This is a genomic window from Allorhizobium sp. GW101-3B10, assembly GCF_059424725.1.
Genome location: NZ_JBWKZR010000001.1, coordinates 3,666,035 through 3,686,496, shown reverse-complemented (window position 1 = coordinate 3,686,496; position 20,462 = coordinate 3,666,035). Strand labels below are relative to the sequence as shown.

General features: G+C 60.5%; 15 protein-coding genes. 9 read left to right on the top strand and 6 right to left on the bottom strand.

Annotated features, from left to right (window positions below):
* Positions 1-169: 169 nt before the first annotated feature.
* The 4 genes from AC07Y0_RS18320 to AC07Y0_RS18305 all read left to right on the top strand — a co-directional run bounded on the left by AC07Y0_RS18320 (position 170) and on the right by AC07Y0_RS18305 (position 4,950).
* Positions 170-1,609, top strand: a complete 1,440-nt coding sequence (locus tag AC07Y0_RS18320; protein ID WP_498679138.1) for a hypothetical protein — start codon at positions 170-172, stop codon at positions 1,607-1,609.
* Entirely contained in the window at positions 1,606-2,850 is a 1,245-nt protein-coding gene (locus tag AC07Y0_RS18315; RefSeq protein ID WP_498679137.1) for a polysaccharide pyruvyl transferase family protein, read from the top strand. The genes AC07Y0_RS18320 and AC07Y0_RS18315 overlap by 4 nt, the downstream gene beginning before the upstream one ends.
* Before the next feature lie 217 nt (positions 2,851-3,067).
* Entirely contained in the window at positions 3,068-3,772 is a 705-nt protein-coding gene (locus tag AC07Y0_RS18310; protein ID WP_498679136.1) for a Crp/Fnr family transcriptional regulator, read from the top strand.
* A gap of 425 nt (positions 3,773-4,197) precedes the next feature.
* Entirely contained in the window at positions 4,198-4,950 is a 753-nt protein-coding gene (locus tag AC07Y0_RS18305; RefSeq protein ID WP_498679135.1) for a response regulator transcription factor, read from the top strand.
* Positions 4,951-5,445: 495 nt separating this feature from the next.
* Here AC07Y0_RS18305 and AC07Y0_RS18300 read toward each other — a convergent pair whose 3' ends face one another.
* Positions 5,446-6,621: a glycosyltransferase gene (locus tag AC07Y0_RS18300; RefSeq protein ID WP_498679134.1), complete on the bottom strand. Its 1,176-nt coding sequence runs from the start codon at positions 6,619-6,621 to the stop codon at positions 5,446-5,448.
* A gap of 408 nt (positions 6,622-7,029) precedes the next feature.
* Here AC07Y0_RS18300 and AC07Y0_RS18295 point away from each other — a divergent pair, with 408 nt between their 5' ends.
* Genes AC07Y0_RS18295 through AC07Y0_RS18280 form a run of 4 tightly spaced genes read left to right on the top strand, consistent with a single transcriptional unit; the run spans position 7,030 to position 12,868 of the window.
* Positions 7,030-8,292, top strand: a complete 1,263-nt coding sequence (locus AC07Y0_RS18295; protein WP_498679133.1) for a polysaccharide biosynthesis/export family protein — start codon at positions 7,030-7,032, stop codon at positions 8,290-8,292.
* Between the two features lie 38 nt (positions 8,293-8,330).
* On the top strand, positions 8,331-10,670 hold the full coding sequence (locus AC07Y0_RS18290) for a GumC family protein (RefSeq protein WP_498679132.1): 2,340 nt from the start codon (positions 8,331-8,333) through the stop codon (positions 10,668-10,670).
* The gene (locus AC07Y0_RS18285) at positions 10,667-11,611 is read left to right on the top strand and encodes a glycosyltransferase family 2 protein (RefSeq protein WP_498679131.1); all 945 of its coding nucleotides are present in this window, start codon (positions 10,667-10,669) and stop codon (positions 11,609-11,611) included. The genes AC07Y0_RS18290 and AC07Y0_RS18285 overlap by 4 nt, the downstream gene beginning before the upstream one ends.
* Before the next feature lie 3 nt (positions 11,612-11,614).
* Positions 11,615-12,868: a glycosyltransferase family 4 protein gene (locus AC07Y0_RS18280; RefSeq protein ID WP_498679130.1), complete on the top strand. Its 1,254-nt coding sequence runs from the start codon at positions 11,615-11,617 to the stop codon at positions 12,866-12,868.
* Positions 12,869-12,911: 43 nt separating this feature from the next.
* Here AC07Y0_RS18280 and AC07Y0_RS18275 read toward each other — a convergent pair whose 3' ends face one another.
* The 5 genes from AC07Y0_RS18275 to AC07Y0_RS18255 form a co-directional block, all read right to left on the bottom strand.
* Positions 12,912-13,760 (bottom strand): methyltransferase, TIGR04325 family, encoded by an 849-nt coding sequence (locus AC07Y0_RS18275; RefSeq protein ID WP_498679128.1) that lies wholly within the window; start codon positions 13,758-13,760, stop codon positions 12,912-12,914.
* A 38-nt stretch (positions 13,761-13,798) separates the two neighbouring features.
* On the bottom strand, positions 13,799-15,496 hold the full coding sequence (locus AC07Y0_RS18270) for an oligosaccharide flippase family protein (protein ID WP_498679127.1): 1,698 nt from the start codon (positions 15,494-15,496) through the stop codon (positions 13,799-13,801).
* Between the two features lie 186 nt (positions 15,497-15,682).
* A complete protein-coding gene (locus AC07Y0_RS18265) occupies positions 15,683-16,357 on the bottom strand; it encodes a sugar transferase (RefSeq protein WP_498679126.1) in 675 nt (224 codons plus the stop codon).
* A 251-nt stretch (positions 16,358-16,608) separates the two neighbouring features.
* Positions 16,609-17,091, bottom strand: a complete 483-nt coding sequence (locus AC07Y0_RS18260) for a hypothetical protein (RefSeq protein ID WP_498679125.1) — start codon at positions 17,089-17,091, stop codon at positions 16,609-16,611.
* The gene (locus AC07Y0_RS18255; protein WP_498679124.1) at positions 17,084-17,902 is read right to left on the bottom strand and encodes a helix-turn-helix transcriptional regulator; all 819 of its coding nucleotides are present in this window, start codon (positions 17,900-17,902) and stop codon (positions 17,084-17,086) included. Before AC07Y0_RS18255 ends, AC07Y0_RS18260 begins: the two co-directional genes overlap by 8 nt.
* Positions 17,903-18,651: 749 nt before the next feature.
* Between AC07Y0_RS18255 and AC07Y0_RS18250 the strand changes: the two genes are divergently transcribed.
* Entirely contained in the window at positions 18,652-20,445 is a 1,794-nt protein-coding gene (locus AC07Y0_RS18250) for a hypothetical protein (RefSeq protein ID WP_498679123.1), read from the top strand.
* Positions 20,446-20,462 lie beyond the last annotated feature (17 nt).

Here is a 20,462-nt window from a genome sequence, read left to right as displayed (position 1 = left end):
ATTCGTTTCGCCCGCTACCGCAAAAGGCTTAGCTGCGGAGTATGAATATGGTCAGCTTTCCCTTTCCCCTGATTTTTGTTGGAATGACAATAGGATCCGAAGGGAGAAGGGGCAGTGGGGCCAGCCCATCCGATAGTGGCCTACCTGTACCGCCCGGGGGGGCCGGATCATGAATCTCGAGTTGATGGGAATAATCACGATCGTGACCGGCGTTGTCATTCTGACCGCGCCGATCCACTGGTCCTTTTCCGTGATGGTGTTGTCGACGTTGTTCGGCGCCGCTGCGGCATTGAGCTTGCCGATGCTCGGAGGCGCTACCGTTCTCGTGCCGAGCCTCTTTCTGCCTTTCTTCGCCCTGCGTCTGTTCATGGCCGCCGGCGAGAATTATTTCCTCGCGGCCCTTCAGCCACCCCGAGCCGGCTTCTGGCTTCTGCTGCTTACCGCTTTCGGCTTGCTGACGGCGATCTTTTTCCCTCGCATATTCCAGGGCATCACGGAGACGATGACGGTCGAGCGGGTCGCGAACGGGCGAAATTTCATCACGCTTACGCCGCTGCGCTTCTCGTCGAACAATATCACTCAATCGGTCTATTCTGTCGGAGGAGTGGTCGCGTTCGCCGCCGCTTTCGCCTATTTCCGCCGAGCCGGTACGCCAAGGCACCTCATTGGGGCGATCGTACTTCTGGCCGCGATAAACCTGGTCTTCGCGATCGTTGACGTCATAACGTACTTCACGCGGACCGAACATATCATGAGCTTCTTCAGGACAGCGAACTACGCTCTACTGACAGGATCGGAAAAGGGTGGTCTCAAACGCATCTCGGGAACCTTCCCAGAGGCGTCGACCTTTGCTGGCTACACGCTGGTGCTTTTTGCCGCGACTGCCAGCTTGTGGCTCGACCGCGTGCGATCGTGGACGACGGGAACGCTCGCGGCGCTCTCGCTGGCGGCTCTACTGCTATCCACTTCGGCGACCGCCCTGGTCGGGATCATCGTCGTGGTTCCATTTCTTTGGCTTCGGGCGCTTGCGACCGGTCTTCGAAAGCCCTCAATGGCCCGGCCGGCGTTTCTGGTCGTGGCGGTCGCGGTCGTTCCATCGTTGCTTCTCATTCTTGTCGTCCTTTTTCCGGGCATCACGGAAAGCATGCAGGATTTCCTGGACGAGATGCTGCTTTCGAAGGCTGACAGCCAGTCGGGCCGCGAGCGCACTCTCTGGAACACAATGGCGTACAAGACTTTCCTCGACACTTACGGACTTGGCGCCGGACTGGGAAGCGCCCGTGCCTCCAGCTATGTCCTGGTTCTGCTCTCCAATGTCGGTGTTCTCGGTTTTCTCCTCTTCCTGATCTTCGTGCTTGCCGTGCTGGGCGCGCGGACGCACCTGTCTGCGGACAGCGAATTGCTCTGCGTCGTCCGCGCCTGCAAGGCCGGTGTGCTGGCGATGGTCGCGACGTCAGCGATTTCCGGCACAGTCTATGACATGGGCACAATGTTCTACGTTCTGACCGGCAGCCTCGCCGCCTTTGCCGTGCCTTCATCCGTGGCCGGTCCTGCGAAGTGGCAGCAGCGTCAGTTGCGGCGGACCGCCTCCATGGAGGTCTTGTCATGAAGATTGTAGTTTTCAATGTGAAATTCAGCGAAAATCTGGGGGACGGCATTCTGGCGCAGTGTCTGGAAGAGGTGCTGTGTCGCGACGGCGGCATTGAGGTGGAGACCATTGATCTAGCGGGGCGCGTACGCTTCGGCGCGACTACCCCGCATCGACGGTCCGCCGTCCGGGCGCTGCATGTCCTGCCATCCTTCGCCCGCCGTTTAGCCGTAACATATGCCCTCCGCTCCAAGCTGCGCGCACTGGGCGATGAATGGGACAGAAAGATTGCCGACGCCGATGCTGTTGTTCTCGGCGGTGGCAATTTATTCCAGGATGATGACCTCAATTTTCCGCTCAAGATCGGCACATTGCTGGACAGGGTCCGCAGCAACGGCAAACCGTTCGCGGTCTATGCCGTCGGTGTCAGCGGGGCTTGGTCGCCGCGCGCGCTTCAGCTGTTTGAGCAGATCCAAAACACCAATCTCATCTACTTGTCGGTCCGTGACACTGCGTCGCGCGACAACTGGCAGCGGCATTTCCCCGGCGGACAAGTGCCGTTGGTCGTGCCTGACCCCGGCCTGTTCGCTCGCGATCTCTTGGCCACAAGCGCCGTGGCTTCTGTGAGTGGTGGCGAGCGCGTCGTCGGTATCTGCGTTACCGACCCCATGATCCTGGCGCGCCATTCCGGCAGGCGGCCCCACCGCATTTGCTTCCGCACGGTCGGGGAATACGTCGAACTCGTTCGAATGCTCGTCCTGCGTGGTGACCGTGTTCACCTCTTTTCGAACGGCGCGCGCGAAGACCAGGCTTTCGCCGAGCGGGTTTTCTGCGACAGCCGGATCGCACCCAGTCGTGCCGTCGGGATGCTGCACCTGGCGGCGCGCTCCCGCACGCCCCGGGAACTCCTGGAGATGCTTCGATCGAACTCAGTTGTTCTCGCCCATCGGCTGCATGCCTGCATCGCGGCCTACGCCCTCGGAATTCCGCATGTCGGCCTTGGCTGGGACCCGAAAGTTGCAAGCTTCTTTCGGTCGGTGGGGCGGGAACGCTATTTCGCCGATGGACCGGCGATCACGCCGGAGCGCGTTGCCTTACTTCTCGCAGAGGCCGCGGAGAGCGGGATCGACGAGACCACACAAGCGGCAGGTTTGGCCGCCGGAACTGATGCGGTTCGGGCGCTGAGAGATCGGTTACGGGCGTCGGAAACGACGGCGGATGAGCCGATGAGCTGGAGCCGCCATCGTCTGGCGCAACCGTGAGCGAATGGCCGTCATGCAAGGCAAGCAAAAAAAACCTACAGGAGTACGTGTCGCTTGGAAAGGTAGGCGAATTTTGACAACGATCAACGAAATCGTTTTCAAACTCGAACAAATAGTGTTGAATTAGCGCAGTGTGAAATAACCGACGTTATGACGGAGAGAGTGTTGTTAAGGATGACTTAGTGTCCATTGAGTTGGACGGGGGTGGGGCAATCGCATGCGAATAGATGATCTGCCGAAACACATGCTGGCGGCGGACAGCCAGCATGGTCATACAGCCAACGAATTGGCCGGGGCGTGTTTGCGCCAATATCCCGCCGGGGCCACAATTTTCGAGCCCGGCGATAAGGAATCATCGATCCTCTTCATCAATACGGGCTGGGCGATCTGCGCCAAGATCCTGCCAAACGGCACCCGGATCGTCACCGAGTTCGCTCTTCGCGGCGACTTGATTTCCACGACATCCTCTGCCCTTGCGCAGGAGACGATCCGGGCTCTGTCTCCGGTCAGTCTCTATGAATTTCCGGGCCGTCTTTTCGGACGTGGATCGGACCTCACCCCGCAGTTCGCCAAGATTGTCATTACGGAGATGATCAAGCGTCTGGCGCGTCTGTCCGAGCGTATCGCAAACATCGGCCGGCGCGATGGGCTTGAACGAACGGGGCACTTGCTTCTGGAGCTGGCTGCTCGTGCAAGCGAGAACGCAAGAGCGGACTTCGACGGCTTCGTCTGTCCTCTGAAGCAGTCCGACATCGGCGATGCTGTGGGCCTATCGACGGTGCACATTAATCGCGTGCTTAAGGACATGAGGACCAGCGGTCTTCTGTCTTTTCGCAACGGGATTGTCGAATTCCTGGATCGCAGGAGACTGATCGAACTGGTGGACTTCGACCCAGGGTACCTGGTTAGCCACATCGACTAAGCGCTGTCTTCCCTCTCTTCAACCTGGGTCAGCGCCGCAGCATCCCGCCAGCGTCGACCAGAAGGGCGCACTGCACATCCAGAGCCCCGGCCCAGACCCCACGTGCGGCGCCAGTGATGCGCCCACGTCAATGTCGAGGGGTATGCCTATCGTCCAACCTGTGCAATCGACGTAGTGCGCGACTGTATCATCTAAGCGGAAAAGTCAATGTCGCACAGGATCAGATAATAATTATCAACCGATTAACTTAGGTTAATGCATATATAATCAAACTTTGAAATACTGACCTTAATTGCAAACGCCCATCAACTAAAATCGATGATTGTCTTCGCCAAAGGCGGAGGATGCGTATCCTTTTGCAAGATTTCTGGGGAGCCCGCAGAAGAGACGATATAAACATGCGGAGCTAGGGTAGGGAGAGTACTATGAACGTGGACAACTTTGGGTATAGTAATATTTCTCCACTTCAGAGCGAGAAGTTTCGAGCGAGCCATACAGTCGCTAGTAACTACGCTATCGATGATATCGATGACATCGATGATGAAGACGGAGGCTATGTGCTGATCATCGATCCTCGCAGACTCGACAGGGAGTGCCTGTCGCAATGTCTGTCGTTGTACAATCCTGCGATGAATATCCGAATGGCTGAGTCGATCGACGACTGGGGCAAGCAGCAGCTAGCGGAGAATCCTTCCGCCATACTTCTCGTCTTCAGCGGTACCAAGGTCAGCGATCCGGGAACCTGTGAGAAGATCTCGAATGTGGTGGTGGCCTTCAAACGCGTTCCGGTTATTGTGATCGCGGATTCGGATGATCTAGGCGAGATCATGAAGGCGGTGGAGATGGGCGCGCGCGGCTACATCCCCACCAGCGTACATGTCAATGTCGCCGCCCAGGCCATTGCGCTGGCGCGCGCGGGGGGTGTTTTCATTCCCGCGAGCAGCATTCTTGCGGCAAAGGACACGATCAGCTCCGCATTCAGCGGAACAAATTGCCGCTCGGACATCTTTACGCCCCGCGAGATCGAAGTGGCGGAGGCGCTTCGCCGCGGAAAGGCGAACAAGATCATCGCCTATGAGATGAATCTATGCGAAAGCACAGTGAAGGTGCACATTCGCAACATTATGAAGAAGCTGCATGCGACCAACCGCACGGAAGTGGCCTTCAAGCTGAAGTAGTACGGCTGCGAAGCCGGGAAGGGGCACCGCGTCCCTTTCCGGACTCCTGCCTCGGCCCGGTGCGCAAGCACGATCGTTCATACGAACGCCCAAACCTGTGGGAAGCGACGCCGGAAACAACGCGGGCATCCGGAAGGCAGAGTGGGGTCGGTCAGGCGAACAGGATTGTGCGGATCCTGCCGGCCGGCACCCATGTCAGGATAGCCGGTTCGATGCCAGGCCATCTGTAGGGATATGCCTTCTTATCCGTAGGAATCGTCTTGGCCCCGGTCAACGCCCAGGAGCCAGCCAGTGAGCATCAGCAGCACGACTGTCGCCAAGAGCGCAAGGCCGAATGCAAGAAAGACCGCGTATTCCAGGCGATGGAACGCGAACAGTAGTGGCCGCCTCGGTCCCTTCGGCAGTCTGTCCCATGGAATCGGTCCGTGTTGGTCGAACCGGCTGTAACACGCCATGATCGGGTTCATTCCCTGCGTCCTCGGGTTCGGCCCGCCGTCAGTGGAGGGGGACCGGTAGTTCGCCATTGTAGTTGCGGGGCAGCGCCAGCAAGCCCGCATCCCCGGAAAAGCCGGAGCGCCTTGCTGCCAGTTCCTCTTCGATGATCTCTCGCATGCTCGTCTGGAAGTTCTGGACGCTGAATCGCGATGCGTGCGCGCGGATGGCTTCCGGTTGAAAAAGGAGCGCGCTCTCTTCGAACTGGCGCACGGCGTCGATGAGCGCCCCAACCGACTGTTCGTTGAACAGCAGGCCGGTATGCCCGTGTACGACGGTTTCCAGGGCGCCGCCCCGGCCGAAGGCAATCACGGGCCGCCCGCTTGCCATCGCCTCGACAGGCACGATGCCGAAGTCTTCCTCGCCGGGAAAAATCAATGCCCGGCAACGCGCGAGATTGGCCTTGAGGACCGGAAAGGAAGTACGGCCCAGGAAACGCACCGTGGGTCCGGCCAAGCGTTTCAGCGCTTCGATATCCCGCTTCGCTCCGTCGCCTATGACGACCAGGTTTCGTCCCATTTCGGTGAAGGCACGGACCGCGAGATCGATCCGCTTGTAGGGAACAATTTGTCCCGCGCAGAGATAGAAGTCTCCCGGATCTGCAGCCAGCGCGAACTCGCCGACCGATACCGGTGGCGGCACGACCGAGGTCGATCTGCGATAGTATTTGCGCACGCGCTCGCCGACGTGATGCGAATTGACCACGAAACGATCGACGCGCAGGCTCGAACTGACGTCCCAGGAGCGCAGGATCGGCGCGAGGACCGGCATCATCATCCGTGCGGCAAGTCCCGCCGTCGACCGATAGATGTGGTAGTGGTCCCAGAGATACCGCATGGGTGAGTGGCAGTAGCAGATGTGTACGGCATGCGGAGGCGGGATGATGCCCTTCGCTGGGCCGGACTCGCTCGAAATGATCAGGTCGTAGCCCCTCAGGTCCAGACTCTCGAGTGCGAACGGCATCAGGGGGAGCAACGACTGATAGTGGGAGACCGCGCCCGGAATGCGTTGAAGGAACGAGGTGATGATGCGGTGGCGACGGATCTTCTCGGATGTCCGTTCCGCGTCGTAGACCAACGTGAAGATGTCGGCGTCCGGATACATGTCGCACAGGGCTTCGACGACCTTCTCGCCGCCGCGCATAGATACAAGCCAATAGTGAACGATCGCTACCCGCATTTTGCTTCCCCTGCCAGCGCACAAGGGTTCCAGACTAGGTCTGGCCGGAGCCCGAACACAGGACCCACTTCGGTCTGAGGCGGCATCCAAAGGGAGGAGTACGGTAGACCGGCGATGGCAAAACGCGCCGCATGGCGGGAGAAGGCCGGCGAAGGGGCAGAAAGGCTCATCCAATCGGAGCGTTGGTTTAGGCGGTCTCCCTAAAAGGGACTAGATCGGACGGACGGACTGGGAATTTACTCGTTCCGTCTTCGGCCGATGATTGATGTGTGTGCGTCTCCGACCAACCGCCGGACGAGAGCGTGCCACGGACGCCAGAAACGCGAGACCAGATCGATGTCATTCTCGTTACTTCGAACAAGACCATCCGCCCCCGGATCTCGGAAGCCGCTTCTATGGTGCGTCCGGATGGCGCTCAGCGGCCTGCTCGTCCTTGGCGCCGCCGCGTCGGCCAGTGGGGACGACACGTATCCCCTTCGACCTCAGACCCGCCTGAAGGTCATGATTGTGGAATGGATCGCCACCACGGGCGAATACAAGGAGTGGAGTGCCCTGTCCGGCGAGTATCTTGTTTCGCCTGCGGGAACGATCTCTGTCCCACTTCTCGGCGAGATTGTCGTCGCGAACGATACGACCCGGCAAGTCGGGGATCGGATCGCGACGTTGTTGAAAGAGAAGACCGGCCTCGCCACACCGCCGACCGCCACGGTCGAAGTTGTCAAATACCCTGCAATCTATATCACCGGGACCGTTGATCGCCCTGGCGAACTGGAGTTTCGCCCGGGACTGACCGTCATGCAGGCGGTCGCGATGGCTGGCGGGCGCCAGCGTGAGACGAACCCGATGGGCTTTTCGGAGCTTGAACAGATCCGTTACGTGGGAGAGCTGAGCCGCGGCGATCTCCTCCTCAAGCAGCTTCTGGCTCGGCGCGCGCGGCTGGCGGCCGAAGCGGGCGGTGCCTCGGCGATAGAAATGCCGCCAGAACTGTCGACCCAGGCCGAGGACTTCGCCACCCAGCGAATCATACAAAGGGAGCTGAGCCTCTTTGCCGCCCGGGCGGAGGCGCTGAAGCGCCAACTGGACTCCCTCGACGAACTGCAGACCCTCCTCGAAAACGAGATCAAGGTTCTGGAGGAAAAAACGGCCGTTCAGGACCGTCAGATCGAAATTGCGCAGACGGAGCTTTCAAACATTTCCTCGCTTGTCGACCGCGGGACCTTGGCGAAGTCTCGCGAAACATCGCTCGAAAGAGTCGTCGCCGACCTGAGCAGTAACAAGTTGGATCTTGTGGTTGCGACGATGCGGGCACGGCAGAAGGTAAGCGAGACGCAGCGCGATGCCCTCACGCTTCAGGGCCAGTATCGGACGGAAGCGGGGCGCGACCTGCAACTTGTCGAAGCCGAAATCGAGGACACCAAGCTGAAACGCAATACGACAGTGCAGCTCTTGGAGGCAACCGGCGCCTCGCTGTCGCAATACCATGCACTGAAGACCAGGGAACTGCAGCCGGTTGAATACTGGCTGACCCGCAAAGGCGACCTGCGCTCGCCACTCAAGGTGCAACAGACAACGGAGCTCGAGCCCGGCGACTTGCTGAGCGTTCGGTACGACATTTCCGCCGGTATCGCGGACCCGTTGCAGGTATCCGCCAACTCGGAACCGCCTCGGTAGATAGACGCTGACCAGCCAGAGCATTCAAGGGGACGCAAATGGGCCTGCACGAATTTGCAAATATTTCAGTCGGTTCGCACTCCGAGCGAAAGGGCGACAGCGAAAAGGAATACCTGTCCTTTCTCGACGTATTCGCGTTCCTTCGCCGAAACACCCTCGTCATCGGGGCGTTCACGGTCGCCGGAATCACGCTGGGCGGCGTCTATCTTGTAAAGGCTCAGCCGATATACCAAGCCACGACACGGCTGGTGATGGACCCCGAACAGGGACGTATTATTTCGCAGGACGTCTCCAGCGGCACCGTGATCATCGAGGCTGCGGAAATCGCGAGCCAGGTGGAGATCGTCAAATCCGAGGCGATCGCGCTCGACGTAATTCGGCGGCTCGACCTCGTCAACGATCCTGAGCTCGTCAACACCAGCTCGTTCCGTGCCATCGTCATGGGCTTCCTGGCCTCGACCGCCGACATCTTATCCGGGACAACGCAGGAGGACGCTGCAACGGCGGTCAGCGAAGAGGAACAGCTGAGGCGTGTAATGGGCCGCTTCCTTTCGCGCGTGACCGTCCAGCGCGTGGGGCAGTCCTACGTGCTCCAGATCGGATACAGCTCCAGCGATCCGCAAAAGGCAGCCAGGACCGCGAACGCTCTGGCCGAAGCCTATATTCGCAACGGCATGAACGAGCGCGCGGAGGCTGCGAAGCGCGGCGCGACGTGGCTCGAGAGCCGGTTGGCCGAAATCGGCATCAAGGCGAGAGAAGCCGCGATTGCAGCAGAGGAGTTTCGTAATCGTCACGGCATCACTGCGGTCGGCAATATCTCGACTCTCGACCAGCAGCAGCTTTCCGAGATCAGCAGCCAGGTACTTGCCGCAAAGGCCGCGACGGCTTCGGAATCTGCCAAGCTGACGATCCTGACGAAGTTGATCGAGGGGAAAGAGGCCATCGAGGGCGATCTGGTAGAAATCGCGAACAACCCGCAGATCCAGAAGCTTCGCGAGGACATTCGGGCGGCCCGTACCCGACTTGAGGGGTTGAAGAGCCGCTACAGCGATGGCAATCCGGCGATCGCCTCGACCCAGGCAGAGATCGCGCGTCTGGAAGCGGAGGTCGGGTCCGAGTTGCGACGGATCGCATCCGTCTACCGCGCCAATCTTGACGTGGCCCGCATGCGGGAAAAGCTGGTCGAGGAGCAGTTTGCGGCGGCGAGCCGCATTGGGGAGGACAAGAACATCGCCCGCGTCGAACTCGCGGAGATGGAGAGCAATGCCAATACCTATCGTCGCCTCTACGAAAGCATCCTGCAGCAGCTGTCCGGCACGTTGCAGACGCTTTCGTTTCCCTCGGCCCAGGCTCGCGTCGTTTCCGCGGCCACGGCGCCCTTCGGCAAAAGCTGGCCGAAGACCTCGATCATCCTGCCATTTTCGGCCATGCTCGGTCTTGCGAGTGGTCTGCTGGTCGCCGTTTTGCGCAGCAGTCTTGACCGCCGGACCAGCTCGAGCGAGCGCCTCGAACGGGAGCTGGGTATCGGTTCATTGGGACGCATCCCGGTTTACCGGCCAAACCTCCGTCTTGATAAGGGTAAGCCCACGCTGCCGGAACAGGTGCAGCCGCTGCGATCCATCCTGGACGCGCCCTATTCCCGCTTCTCCGAAGCGCTACGCGGCGTCAAGAATTCTCTCGACGCCGTCATACCTGCCAACGGCTCGATCGTGGTCGGCATCACGTCGGTCGGCTCGGGAGAAGGCAAGACCACGATCGCGACGAACCTTGCGCAGCTCTATCAGAACGAAGGGCAGTCGGTTCTTCTCATAGATGCCGATTTCGTGAGCGCGCGGCTGACGCGTCTGGCGGCGAGTTCCGCCACGGAACTTGGATTGAGGCCGATTGAACTGGTCGAGCCGGACATCATGCCCGCCTTCTCCCGTACCACACAGCGACGCGACACGGTTGAGCTCGCGACCGCCCCAAGCGAGATGCAGAAAGAGCTTGTTCGTGCCGAAAAGCTTTTCGGCGAGGCGGGCACGATCCCGGTTCCCCTTCTGACGACCAGCGAGACGAGGCAGATCGCCGCGTCCCATCAGAGGTACGGCCATCTTCCGGCCCTTAAGGAGTCCATCGAGAAGCTGCGCAGGCGCTACAAGGTCGTCATCGTCGACATGTCCGGCTTCGAGAACTCGGCCGACACGCGCACGATCTGTACCTATCTCGACGGCGTCATTCTGGTGCTCGGGAACTCGAACAAGATGACGATTGAACGCCTTGCCGATGCCCTCGCCTCGTTCGGGCGGTCGCGCCTTGCACTTCTCGGCGTTGTCGCTAATCGCAGTGGTGCAGAAGACTGGTTCCAGACTCGCGTTGGCGGCGGAGGCATGGGATGAACGTCTCCGGCGTGTCCCATGCGCGTGGGCAAATGGCTTCATCGGCCGGTGCGCTCCGTCTTGTGGTCGGCATACCCAGCACCGGAAGGAAGGAAGTCCTGGCAGCGACACTTCGCCATCTGGTGCGCCAGAAGCGGCAACCGGATGAGGTCGTCGTGTGCGTCTGGTCGCCGAACGATATCGACCAGAGTTGCCTGGCGGATCTCACCTGTCCCTCCCGCGTTCTGATGTCGCCGCGCGGTAGCTGCCGTCAACGCAATTGCATTCTCGATGCCGTTTCGCAAGCCGACGTCGTCATCTTCCTCGACGACGATTTTCTCATGACCGCGTCCTACCTGGAGCAGGTTGAACAACTCTTTGCCGAAAATCCCGACGTGGTGATCGCCACCGGAACCGTATTAGCCGACGGCATCATCGGGCCGGGCATCCCCATTGAAGAAGGGATCAGCCGGATCATGGCCGCAGAGATGAGGGCGGATTGTGACCCGGACCCGTTGCGCACCGTCTATTGTGGCTACGGATGCAACATGGCCGTGCGCATGTCTGCGGTCTGGAGCGGAAACCTGCGCTTCGACGAGGATCTGCCGCTCTACGGCTGGCTGGAAGACGTTGACTTCAGTCGCATGGCGGCGCGCCATGGCCGCGTGGTCAAGTCCCCTAGGCTGACGGGCGTCCATCTCGGCACAAAGGTCGGACGCACCTCCGGCACCCGGTTCGGCTACTCGCAGATCGCAAATCCGGTCCACCTGGTCCGCAAGGGAACCATGACCGTCCGTCATGCCGGCCTTCAGATGGCGCGCAATATGGTCGCCAACACCGTGAAAGTCTGGCGACCGGAACCATGGGTCGACCGAAAGGGGCGCGTCAGGGGAAATCTGCGCGCCTTGGCGGATTTCTTCTCTGGCCGCCTGGCTCCTCGCAATGTCGAAAGAATGGATTAGATCATGCCGGATCGGCACGTCGATCACGTCGTCGTCATCAATGACCGCTCAAGTCGTGTCGGCGGGGCTTCGAACCTGGCGGTCCTTTCCGCACAGATGCTCGAACATGGCGGCGTCGGGGTGACCTACTTTGCCGGTGACTGCCCGCCACGCGAAAAGCCCGTTGCCGATACGATGAATCTTGACGGCATGCCGCTCTTCAATCAGGCCAGGCTATCGGCATTCGCCAGCGGCATCTACAATGCGCAAGCCTACGCGGCCCTGCGCGATCTGGTCCTGGCGAAAGACACGCCGTCGACGATCTATCACGTGCACGGATGGTCGAAGATTCTGTCTCCTTCGATCTTTCGGGCATTGGCGCCGGTGCGGCAAAGGACGATCCTCCACGCGCATGACTACTTTCTGGCATGCCCGAATGGAGGTTTTGCGAACTACCGCTCCCACCAGGTGTGCCGGCTGCGGCCGATGTCCGCGCAGTGCCTCGGCACCCAGTGCGACAAGCGCGGATACCACGAGAAGATCTGGCGCACAGTGCGGCATATGCTCCGGGAACACTTCTATCCCACCCGCGACGTGCCCGCCAACATCGTCATCGTTCACGAACGGATGCAGGAATATTTCGCGCGCGCGCAACTGAATGGGGCGTACATAGACACGATCCGCAATCCCGTGGAGCCCTTCCTGACGGAGCCCGGATCCCCGTGGCGAAACAGAACGTTTTTCTTCATCGGCAGGTTGGAGCCGGAAAAGGGTTTCGATGATGCGGCACGAGCCGCTCGCCTTGCGAACGTCACGCTTCACGTGATTGGGGACGGAGCGGGGCGCCAGATGCTTGAGGAGCTCTATCCCGAGGTTGTGCTTCACGGGTGGCAGGAACGCGGCCACATACGCACGATCGTCAGAGATGCCCGTGCCATCGTGGTCTCGTCACGCGTTCCCGAGCCTTTCGGGTTGGCCGCGCTGGAAGCGGTTTCCAGCGGGATACCCGTTGTCATGCCGGATTCCGCCCTGCTCGGAAGAGAGATCGCGTCACGCGGCTGCGGAATGACGTTCCGAGCTGGTGACATCGAAGGCTTTGCCGACGCGCTGCGTATCATCGCGAGCGACGATCAACTCGTTAGATCCATGAGCGTTCGCTGCCTGAGGGAAGCGCCGACGATGGCGCATACCGAGGCGTCTTGGGGCGAGGCATTGATGGATCTTTACGAACGCGTGCTTGCCCGGGCCGGGCAGGACAGCTCAGCCGGCGTCGCATGACCGCCGGGACGATTTCGCAGCGATCAACGGGGGCGCACTCGCGCTATTGGGCTCCTGCTGGCGATCGCTCGTTGTCCCTGCGGAGATAGAATCCCGCGCTTTCACTTGGCCCGAGTTCGGGATGCGTCTCGATGACATGCGACAATTCAGGGATCGCCCAGCGGTCGACCAGTCGATAGCCCATCCGTTCCATCTCCCGCAGGAAAGCGCCTTCGTCGCGCATCTGGTAGGGCACATAGGCCTCCCCTATACGCTCGAGAGTGACGAGCAGGCCGCTCTTGTGAAAGGCTACCTTGTTGAGCAATAGGTGCCGGGGCAGTGACTGCATGCCACCTAGCAAGGTGGCCAGAGGTATGTCGAGATATTGCAGCAAGCCGGAGCCGAGAAATACGCAGGTTTCAGGCGCCTCTTCGATGCTATTGATGAAGGACAGTTGCGACAGACCGTCCTCGGCGGCCCTTTTGCGTCCGGCCGCAACGATCGCCGGTACGTCGTAGACGATCCAGGTGAAGGCCGCATCGAGCGGCAGCAAGCCGCGAAACGCGCGATACTTCGTCCCCATGTGCCCGCCCGCATCGACCACGCCGTCGATTTCGTCCAGAAGGCTGCGCAGCCAGAACAGTACCGGATAGTCCCAAGGCATGACCCGGCACATCTGTTCGAAGGCAACAGTTGAAATCGCATCATGGTCATAGCCCACCAGTGAATCGGTTCCCGCTGCGGCGACGGCCTCCTCAAATGAGGCGTAGGCGCCTGTGAATCGACGCGGAAAGGGGGAGAGATAGCGAAGCCGCCCTCCCACGACACGCAACGGCACCAGCGATTGGCCGAGCCCGGCCATCGTGCTCTTCAGGAGGGACCGTGTCGTTTTTCTGATATTGGCGGTATTCATGATCTCGACTCCGATATGACTATTGTCCGGAAGTACTTTCAGTTTGGACGTGTGGGGTGGGCGAAGGCGAAGATCGGCGCAGATCCCCCTTTGATCCTCTGCAGCGCCACCAGCACGACGATATAGGCCGCGATTCCGGCTATGGCTTGTAGAGCATTGACCGACAGGTCGCTTGCTGCAGACGCTGCCGCGACGTCACCAATGAGGGCGACGGCCGTTACCATGGCGATGACGCCAAGGAGGGGATTGAGAGAACGACGCAATACCCCGCTCCAGTCCACGGCGCCATAGCGGCTCTGCAGACGCATGGAGATGGCGAATGAAAACACGGCGGCGGCGCATTGTCCGATTGCCGCTGCGAGCATGCCGAAAGGCGTGAACGCCAGGATGAACGCCAGTGACACCAGGCTGTTGAGCAATACCGCGCCGGGCATCTTCTTTATGGTTCCCGCGAGCGAAAGCAGCGGCTCGGTCAGATATCCCGGGATGAGCAGGATCTGCTTGACCGACAGCAGGGAGATCAGGATCGCCGCTGGCGCCCAGGAGTCGCCGAGCACAATGTGGACGAGGCTGCCAGACATCAGCGCCAGACCGATATAGACGGGCACGGATATTGCCATGGCCGACACCAAGAAAGCCGTTGCCGCCGCTCCCATTTCTTTCGAGAGGTTGCGCTCCCCGGCAGGTAGATTGTTGACCCGCCGCAATACGACCCACGCCAGGAGGCGGACCGGCTCGCCGATCATTTCGGAAAATGCGGCGACGATCCGTTCCGCGGCTCGGTAGTAACCCGCCTCCGCAAGTCCGAGGAAGCTGCCGACGACGAGGGTCCCCGAATAGGAACGGACGAACACGATGAGACGGTTCGCCACGATGTGGCGAGAGAATTCCAGCAACTCGCGCAGCAGCGGCTGTGTCAGGCGCGGCCTGGGAAACCAGCGCACTACGACTATGCAAGCCGCCAGCATCGTCATCTGCATCGCCAAGCGTCCGGCAACGAGGGCGAGCACACTCCATCCTGCGAGCAGCCCTGCGACTGTCACACCCAGGCCGCAGGCATCGGCCAGGATCCTGATGACCGCATGCGCACGTAACCGACCTGCGGCAATCATGATTCCCTCGTAGACGACGACGAGCGAGGCCGGCAGAAGCCAAATGCTAAACAGCGCGACAAGCATCGCTTCCTGAGCCTGTCCGAAATAGAGGCCGACGACGGCCGCGCCGCACAATCCGAGCGTCATGGAAAGCAAGCCCGCCAGAATGGAGACGCTGGCAACCTGATCCAGCCGATCGGGGTTGTTAGACGTCTTCATGACGAATTCCCCCCACCCTCCTTCGGCAAAGATGACGAGGAGCACCGCGAACGCCGCGCTGTAAGCGAAGAGACCGAACTCGGCGGAATTAAGAACTCGGGCGGCCACGATGAAGGCTGCCAACTGCGCCACCTGGGAAAAGCCCTTGGCGCCGAATGTCCAGACCGCAGACTTGACTAGCGATGGCGACATAAGCGCTAAGCACAACCGCTTCCAGCTTTCGCTCAGTTTCACAGCGAAGGAACGGCGCGACACCCGCGCTCCAGTCTCTCCCTCCGCCTCGGCTACCGAGCGTGGCTGCCGGCAGGCCGCGCCTTGCGGATCAAATTCTGCGCACATTTGCGTACTATCTCGTATGAGTGATGGGAAATGATGGGCGGTCTTGGCCTGTCCTGCCGTCCAGGCAACCAGCTTGTCGGCCATGATGTAAAGCCAGAAGGTGCGTCGGCACTGCGCCGGATTCGCAGCTGGGGAGAGGAAACCGGGGGGAGCCTTCTATGCGTCATCGCGCAGTCTGGAATGCGAAGTTCATACTGCGTTGGCTCGTCATACTCGGCAGCCTCGTCTTCTGGATTGTCTTGATCGTCTGGTTGATTTCTTGAGCCGGCCTCATCTTTCGTTCTGGGCGAAGAGAACGACCCCCAAAGTCTTCCAGATGATTGCGAAATCCTTCGCCAGAGAACCTCTGTGGAAATACTCGACATCAAGGTGGACGCGTTCATCGTACGAGGCGTTCTTGCTCCGCGAGATCTGCCAGAGCCCCGTGATTCCCGGCGTCATTGCGAGGTAGCAGCTCATGTGGGGGCCATAGCGGCTCAGTTCTTCCAGCATGATCGGCCGCGGCCCGACGATGCTCATCGTCCCTTTGAGGACATTGATGAGTTGGGGAAGTTCGTCGGCACTGCTGACGCGTAGATACCTGCCGAGCCAGTGCACTCGCGGGTCGTCCATGAGCTTTTGTGTCCGTGTCCATTCCGCCAACCTGGCTGGGTCGCGCTCCAGCAATTCCGCCAGCACCTTGTCAGCGTCCTTCCGCATCGTACGGAACTTGAGACAGGCGAACGGTTGTCCGTTCCTGCCGATGCGTTGATGGCGGTAGATGATCGGCCTGCCATCAACGATCAGGAGGGCGATGGCGATCAAGGCCAGGGCGGGAGCGAGAAATATCAGCGAGGTGAGGGAGAAGAAGACGTCAAAAACGCGTTTTCCGCGATGGCGTTTACTGGTCCCTGCCGACCTGACGGTGCGGTGATGTCGTGAAACGTTATCGGAAATCAAAGACATTTTTCTTACCTCCCAGATCTTCAAGGCTGCCTGTCCACACCGGGAAATACAATTTCAATAGATGGGCAGCCGCTAGTTCAAAGGAGGTAGCTTCATCCTCCCCTCTTTGATCGCGGGGCAGGCGAACAGCTGATTCCGACGGGGAGACCCTGTCGAAGCCGGGTTCGGATTCTGCTTGATTGAAAGGTGTTGAATGTCCAAACGCGCCTGCGGAGAAGGTTCGTCCTTGCGAACGGACCGGCATCAAACGGCTACCGTGGAAACCCGTATTTTTCGGTAATGCGCCAGAAGTCCTGGTTTATCTTGACCAGGGTTCTGATGCTCTGCCTGATGCGTTCCATTTCCTGATCGTCGAGCGCTTCGATCTTGCCGTACTTGATGTCGTCTCTGCCCTCGAAGATGCGCATCGACTGCGTGATCCCCCGGCCGCTGTCCGGATCGAAGGAATAGATGCAATGATTGTACTTATTGCGCAGCTTGGCCTCCTCTGAAAGGCGCCTGCTGGCGTCAAGAACCTCGGCTCGGCACTGCGCCGGCGTCTTCTGCATCTTCGCCAGGCGCTCAACCAGATCTATCCGCGCGCGCGGCGTGTTGAGCGTAAGGAAGATGACGATCGCCGTCTCCTTGTCCGACATGGCGAGCCCGGCGATCATGTGAATGAGGAGGCTCTCTGTATTGGTCCAAGTGTAGTTCAACTGGCCGAGCAGGAGAAGAACATCTTGAAATCTAGGCATCGCCGCGCCGCGCCGCGCCGTTCGAGCGGACGTGGTCCTCTGGCGGCACGTCATCGACATTCTTGTCCTTGCGCTCAAAATAGAACGCGACGGCTTCGGTGCGATTGTGGACGCCGAGCTTGGTAATGATGTTGTGGATGTGAATCTTGACGGTGTGCTCGGACAGCCCCAAGGCGGCGGCAATGATCTTGTTCTGGTTGCCCAGCGCAATGCGGGCCAAAATCTCGTTTTCGCGTTTCGTGAGTTGGTGCATTGTCTTGCCTTGCATAGCTGGCGCGAGCTGGAGGGGCGACTCATGCGGCAGATGGGCGCCGTTGGTCTCTGCCGATACGCTCCCTTGGTCGCGATGGGCGATGGATGCGTAGTAAGTTCCGCCCCTGAGAATGATCCTCAGCATCGACAACAGAACATCGAGGCTTACATTCATGGGCAGGATGCCGCGAACGATGCGCGTATCGATTGCGTGAAGACGTTCGACGCTTCCTCCCAGATCGCTGTCGGTGACGATGGCGAAGGTGCTTGTGGGATGTCGCCTCAGCACCTCACCGCCGAAACTGCTCAGCTCGTTTGCGAGGTGCAGATCGACCAGCAGGAGGCGCAGGGGTATCTCGAATTCGTCCAGCGCGGATCTGAGGCTGGCGGCGTGCTCCACCCTTAGAAAGGGGAACTCCTTCTCTATGGCCGCTGCCATGGCTCCCGACACCAGATTCGGAGGGCCGACAAACAGAAGCGTGCGCATGTAAGAGATGGCCTCGGAGGACGCCACCAAATCCGCGCGGCCGCCTCGAGCGTGAAATGCTTCTTGTTTCATTCTAGCAAGCCTCCCCGAATTCTGCATCGCGGAGTGCGCTAGTAGATACCCTCTCCGCTCTCTCTTTTAGGAAACGGTAAACCAAGAAATCTCGGATGGAAATAGTCCGAAGGAGCTACTGGCGGGGCCGCTTGACGGCCCGCGCGACAGCGGGAAGACAAGATATCCTTCTGAAAAATAAGCGCAAAATCGGATTCTTGGCTCAAGTAAGGATCAACTACACAATAAGACGTCGGTCGCGAATACCGGCTACCTCTTTCGGCGGGTAGTGCGACCGAAGCTGGCTCAGGCGATCCGTCCTTTCATCGTCCCGCAGTCCGGAGGCATGAGCAGGAGGATCTGTCTGCATCACGCGCGGTCCGGACCTTGTGACGCGCCGGCGGTCCTGTGGACACCGGGTACCCTAGCTCGATGAGCGCCCGCGACAGCCCCGCCGCAAACACGGTCACGGAGCCGCGCATGGACTAGTACTGGGCCATCGGAACTAGCTCCATTTGTCAGCTTATCTTCCTTGCATAAGACGCAGACACTTCCCTGGCTGCTTCGAACAGGCTGACTGCATGTAGGGCCGACGCGTCCAGCGTAAAGCAGTCGGCGCCGAGCGAGCCTTCAACGACAAACAGGGAGGACACGAATTTTCCACAACACGGCAATGCAAGCAGGAATGAGCGGACCTGCGATTTCCGTCCGCTTTCGACGTGAAGCATCAAGATCAACCTTCCGCATGGCCAAGACCGTATAGAAGATGAATGACGGTCAAGCTGTCGCGGAGCCAGAACCGGAGGTCCACGACTATGTCGGGCAAATCCAAGCACGTCTTTGATCCGTTCAACAACGACGATCAGGAACAACAGCAGCAGCAACAGCAGCAGGAGCAGCAAGCCCAGCAGCAGGCCCAACAGGCCGCGCAAAACCAGGCCCAAGCCCAAGCCAGCCTGTCGGAAAACTACAACGGCAATGGAAACGGCAACCTGAACGGCAACGGTAACGGGAACCTGAATGGTAACGGCAACGGCAACCTGAATGGTAACGGCAATGCCAACCTGAACGGCAACGGCAACCTGAACCTCAATGGCAACCACAATGCCAGCGAGAACATCAACCACAACACCTCGACCGTCGACGTCGGCGTCACCGTTGACGTCGGCCTCGAAGGCTACATGCCGACCGACGACGACTTCGCTGACATCGATGTCAGCGGAGGCAGTTCCGTCGAGGGCCTGTTCAACGTGCAGTTCGACAACATCTTGAACGACGCGCTGAACGGTGACGGCAATGACGTCGGCAACGTCTTCAACCAGATCGCCAACCTCCAGGACAACGACCACTTGGACAACGCCCAGGTGACGAACGACGGCGATTTCTGGGTTGACGCCACTGCCCACGGCGGCATGGCTCATTCCGATGACGGTATCAGCGGAGGCGGATCCGGCGGCGACGGCGGCAATGGCGCGGATGCCGACGGCGGTGACGGCGGTATCGGCGGCGGCGCCATTGGCGGTTCGGGTCTCGCTGGCTCTGGCTTCGGCGGTCTCGCGGGCAGCATGGCTGCTGGCGGCACGGGTGAAGGCGGCGCTGCGACAGGTGGAAATGGCGCGTCCGGCAATGCTACGAGCGGCGCCGCCACCGGCGGCACCGGCGACGGTGGTCGCGGCGGCAACGGCGCGGAAGGGCTTGGCGTGGGTCTTGGCCTCGGTCTGGGCCTTGGCGCCGGGCTCGCCTTTGCCGGCGACGGCAGCAGTGGCGGCAGCAACTCTGCCGGAAACGGTGATGCCGGCGGCGACGGTGGAAGTGCCGATGGTGGCGATGCCGCCGACGGCGGCGATGCCGGCGATGCGATCGGCGGGGCAGCCAATGCAGGCGTTGGCGCTGTCCTCGGGCTCGTCAATCCCGTCCTTGTCGGCAGTGATGGCGGCGATGCCACGAGCGGCGACGGTGGAGCCAGCAATGGCGGCGCTGGCGGCGGCGCTGGCGCTGGCGGCGCTGGCGGTGCCGGTGGAAACGCCTCGAATGCGGGCGATGGTGGTGACGGTGGCGGCGCGCTTGCCGGGGGCACAGGCTTCGGCGCAGGCGGCGGCATCGGTCTTGGTGTCGGCGGCGATGGTGGCGACGGGGCTGCCGGCATCGGCGGCGCAGCTGCCACGGGCAGCGCCTCAACCGGCGCCGGCTATGGCGGAGACGGTTGGGCCGAAGGCGGTGAAGGTGGGGCAGCTCTCAGCGGCGCCTGGGCGGACGGCACGGGCGGCGACGCCTTTGGCGGCTGGGCCCTTGGCGGTGATGCTGGTGCCGGCGGAATGGGTGGAACGGCTACGACGGGCTATGGCGGAGCCGGCGATGGCGGTTCGTGGGGCTCCGGCAATGGCGATGATGGCTATGTAACGGGCTCGAGTTCGTCCAGCGCCGATGGCTTGATCAACACCAACGCCTTCAACCAGGAGATCGTGCTGGGTGCCAACCTGCAACAGAATGCGATCGACATGACCGTCGTCGGCGGGGATCTCACCAGTTCCGTTGTCGGCGAAGACACCAGCGACGGGACCTGAGTTCGAGCGATTGCTCG